Here is a 4,207-nt window from a genome sequence, read left to right as displayed (position 1 = left end):
CGGCGGTCGCTCTTGACGAGATAGGCGATCAGGATGCTGACCACGAGAGCTGCTTCCAGCCCTTCGCGCAGACCTATCAGGTAGTTGGCGAACACCAGGTGACCCCGCTCGATCGAACAAATCTCGGAATTTAGGCGAGGCTCACCAAAGCACCCGTTCGGATGCGTCGTCAACATGGGATCGGTCATGTCCGGGCGGGCGGGCGGCCGGGGCCGGCCGGTTTGGGGGCCGGGGCTCAGGGGTGTCGGTGGTAGGCCTTGTTGGTGATGCGCCACTTTTCGTCGACGTGGGCCAGGAGGAAGACGTCGGTGAAGGTGTCGGTGCCGTGTCGCAGCGTCATGGTCGCGGTGGCGACGGTGCCGTGTACGTCGACGGTGTCGATGCGGCGCGAGCGGGTCGGCTCGTCCGGGGCGGGCCGACCGGGGAAGAGCGCGCAATATTCGTCGAGGCCCCACGAGACGAACGCGCCGTCCCGGATGCCTTCGACATGCGCGGTGGGCAGGAACGCGGCGCGGAAGTGGGCGGGGTCGCCGGTGGCGTGTCCGCGCAAATAGGCGCGGAGGGGTTCGAGCACCGCTTCGGGGGCGGCGGGGGTAAGGGCGGCGACGGCGATGTCGGCTTCGGGGTCGGACGGGGTACCGGCCAGGTCGGCCGCGCTGCGCAGCGGGGTGCCGGACGCGGTGGCCAGCAGGTCCAGGTCCTTGGCCAGCGCGGCGATGGTGAACTGGGCGGCAGGGGCGCGGTCGGCCGTGTTCGTGAGGATGCCGCGCTTGCGGGCCACGAGTCCGCCGAGCAGGCCGAATTCGAGTACATCCAGCACCTCGGTCCGGGGCAGCCCGAGCGCGTCGCCCTGCCGCAGCGCCTCGCGCAGGGCCAGGACTCCGCCGGCGAGGCTGCTGTTGGCGATCAGCTTGAGGGCGGCGGCGGTACCGGCGTCGGCGACGGGCCGCACGGTGCCGAGCGCCGCCAACACCGGCCGCACCCGATCGAGCGTGTCGGGGTCGGCGCCGGCGAGGATGTCCAGGGTCCCGGCGGCGACGGCGGGCACCGAGCCGAGTACGGGCGCGTGCACGTAGGAGGCCCCGAGTTCATGGGCCAGCGCCGACGCGTCGGCGGGGGCGATCGTGCTCGTGTTCACCACGATGGCGTCGGGGCGAAGCGAGGCGCGGACCTGGTCGACAACCTCGCGGCAGGCCCGGCCGTCGAACAGCGCGAGGAGGACTACGTCGGCCTTCGCGGCGGCGGTGGTCGGGTCGTCGGCGGTGTCGAAGGGGCTGCCGGTGGCGGGGCGCCCGGAGCGGGTCCAGCCGATCACCTCGTGGGCGTGCTCGGCGAGTCGTGTCGCGACAGCGGTGCCCATGCGGCCCAGGCCGAGGACGGCGATCGTGCGCGGTGCGGTGGTCATGCGCCCCAGCGTGAAGCAGTGGCAAGCCCTGCGACAAGCGCAACTTGGGAAGGGCAGGCATGCGAATCTCGCATATAGCCCGCCCGGGGCTCGGCATACTCGTGCCAGGCACGTGCGCACGAGCACGAGCGTGCCCATGCCTATGCCCGTGCCCGTGCCCGTGCCATGGAGGAGACAACGTGGATCTGACCGTGTGGCGGAGCTTCGTGACGGTGTGTCGGGTCGGGTCGTTGTCGGCGGCGGCGGTCGAACTCGGCCACACCCAGTCGGCCGTCTCCCGGCAGATCGCCGGCCTGGAGCGGCGGCTCGGGGTGGCGCTGGTCGAGCGGCAGGTGCGCGGGGTGCGGCCGACGCCGGCCGGCGAGGTGTTCCGGCATCACGCCCTGGTCGTGCTCAACGAGGCGGATCGGGCGGTGCGCGCGGTTCGGGACGTACGGGACGGGGCACCGGGTCGGCCGCTGACCGTCGGCGCGACGCCGTCCCTGGCCGCCGGGATCGTACCCGCCGCGATCCGCCGCCTCCTGGACGACGAAGGCGCGCTGCGGTGGAGCCTGTTGCCCGGATCGAGCGCCGACCTGTACGACCGGGTGCTCGCCCGCGACCTGGACATCGCCGTGGTCACGGACGCGCCGCCGGGGCTGCCGGACGACCCCCGGGTGGAACGACGGCTGCTGGGCTTGGACGAGATGGTGGTCGTCCTGCCCGCCGACCACCCGCACGCCGGCCGGGGGCCGCTGCCGATCCACGAACTGGCCGACCAGACCTGGGTCGAGGACAACGACGGCTCGGCGGCCCTCCTACGCCGCCACGCCGCCCGCGCCGGAACCACCGCCCGAATCGACCTGACCGCGGCCGACCTACCCGGCAAAGTCGCCATGGTCGCCACCGGCCACGCCATCGCCCTGATCCCCGCCGCCCTGACCATCGCCCTACGCACAGACGTCACCACGGCGACCCTGGTAGACCCCCCAACCCGCGGCATCTACACGATCACCCCACAACACGACCAACACCCAGCGGCAACGGCCTTGTCCACCCACTTGGCGACAGCGTTCACCTGACGCACCCCCGCCGGAGACCTCGGGCCACGCGGCGCCGGAACTGCTCCCGGCGTGCGTCACGGTTGGCTGGTGCGGGGTGTGCCTGAATCGGTGGTGGGCCGCCGCCGGCGTGCGGGGCTCCGAGACGGGGGCTTTCGGCGAGGCGGGTGTGTTGCTCGGCGAAAACCGACCGGCAGCGGGGAGCAGGGTGGGCGGTCAGGTCGGGTTCCCGGGTGGCCTTTCCGAGTGGGCCGGGTGCTTTCGGCGTGGGTTGCGCTTTGGGTTGCGGGTGGCTGGTGCGGGGCCGGCCAGGGTCGGTGGTGGGCCGCCGCCGGCGTGCGTGGCTCCGAGACGGGGCTTTCGACGAGGCGAGTGCGGTGCTTGGCGAAAACCGGCCGGCAGTGGGGTGGGGTGGGTGGTCGGGTTGTGTTCTCTGGCCGGCCGTTCCGGGTGGGCCGGGTGTCTTCGGTGGGCGTTGTGCTTGTGGTTGCGGGTGGCCGGTCCGGGGCCGGCCAGAGTCGGTGATGGGCCGCCGCCAGCGTGCGGGGCTCCGAGACGGGGCTTTCGACGAGACGGGTGCGGTGCTTGGCGAAAACCGGCCGGCAGCGGCGGGGAGGGAGGGCGGTCCGGTCGATCCCGCCGAGGAGCCTTCCCGAGTGGGTTGGCAGGGCATTTTGAGGTGCAGTGGGCATGTGAGGAGCGAGAGTTCACAAAACCGGACGACGTGAGGTGCCGTGGCCTCAGTGTGAGAGAAAACCGCAGGTCAGCGGGAAGCGGGAGCGTTTGAGGTGCCTCGGGATCCGGTTTCGGCTCCCAATGGGCACTTTCGGTCTCCTCGATGGCCTCTGCGAGGTCGCGGCGCCCGAAGTCGGCTGCGATCGGGCGGGTTTGGTCTTTGCAGCGACGTTGAGGGGGTTGGAGCGCACGAAACCGGCACTCAACGCCCGATTCTCCGCCCCGACACCACAAAACCGCAGGTCATCGAAGCTCAAGGCCCATAACCACCGATCGCGATCCGGTTTCGAACCCAACTCCCCTCCAAACGCTCCCGAAGCACCCCAACCCACTCGGGAAGGCCCCTGGAGGACTCGACCCGACCGCCCTCCCTGCTCCTCGCTGCCGGCCGGTTTTCGCCGAGCAAGGTGCTTGTTTCGCCGGAAGTCCGAAGTCTCGGAGCCCCGCACGCCGGCGGCGGCCCATCATCGACTCTGGCCGGCCCCGGACCGGCCACCCGCGACCGGGAGCGCAACGCGCGCCGGAAGCACCCGACTCCCTGGGGAAGGCCCTCCGGAGGACTCGACCCGACCACCACCCTGCCCGCCGCTGCTGGCCGGTTTTCGCCGAGCAACATACCCGTCTCGCCGGAAGTCCGAAGTCTCGGAGCCCCGCACGCTGGCGGCGGCCCATCATCGACTCTGGCCGGCCCCGGACCGGCCACCCGCAACCAAGGCGCAGCGCGCGCCGAAAGCGCCCGGCCCACTCGGAAAGGCCACCCGGGAAACCCGACCTGACCGCCCACCCTGCTCCCCGCTGCCGGTCGGTTTTCGCCGAGCAACACACCCGTCTCGTCGAAAGCCCCCGTCTCGGAGCCCCGCACGCCGGCGGCGGCCCACCACCGACTCAGACCAGCCCCGCACCAGCCACCCGCAACCCAAAGCGCAACCCACGCCGAAAGCGCCCGGCCCACTCGGAAAGGCCACCCGGGAACCCGACCTGACCGCCCACCCTGCTCCCCGCTGCCGGTCGGTTTTCGCCGAGCAAC

3 protein-coding genes are annotated in these 4,207 nt (G+C 71.8%); 1 reads left to right on the top strand and 2 read right to left on the bottom strand.

Annotation, left to right across the window (positions count from 1 at the left end; all coding sequences use genetic code 11):
* Together ACFRCG_RS44705 and ACFRCG_RS44700 are read right to left on the bottom strand one after the other, a co-directional pair.
* A partial coding sequence (locus ACFRCG_RS44705; RefSeq protein ID WP_380042409.1) for an FTR1 family protein occupies positions 1–188 on the bottom strand: 188 nt, incomplete at its 3' end.
* A 47-nt stretch (positions 189–235) separates the two neighbouring features.
* On the bottom strand, positions 236–1,405 hold the full coding sequence (locus ACFRCG_RS44700; protein ID WP_380042408.1) for a nuclear transport factor 2 family protein: 1,170 nt from the start codon (positions 1,403–1,405) through the stop codon (positions 236–238).
* A 179-nt stretch (positions 1,406–1,584) separates the two neighbouring features.
* Between ACFRCG_RS44700 and ACFRCG_RS44695 the strand changes: the two genes are divergently transcribed.
* Entirely contained in the window at positions 1,585–2,466 is an 882-nt protein-coding gene (locus tag ACFRCG_RS44695; RefSeq protein ID WP_380042407.1) for a LysR family transcriptional regulator, read from the top strand.
* Positions 2,467–4,207 lie beyond the last annotated feature (1,741 nt).

The organism is Embleya sp. NPDC056575 (genome assembly GCF_042793325.1).
Taxonomy (GTDB): domain Bacteria; phylum Actinomycetota; class Actinomycetes; order Streptomycetales; family Streptomycetaceae; genus Embleya.
Note: the sequence above shows the minus strand (reverse complement) of the source record. Positions and strands in the feature narration are given on the sequence as shown.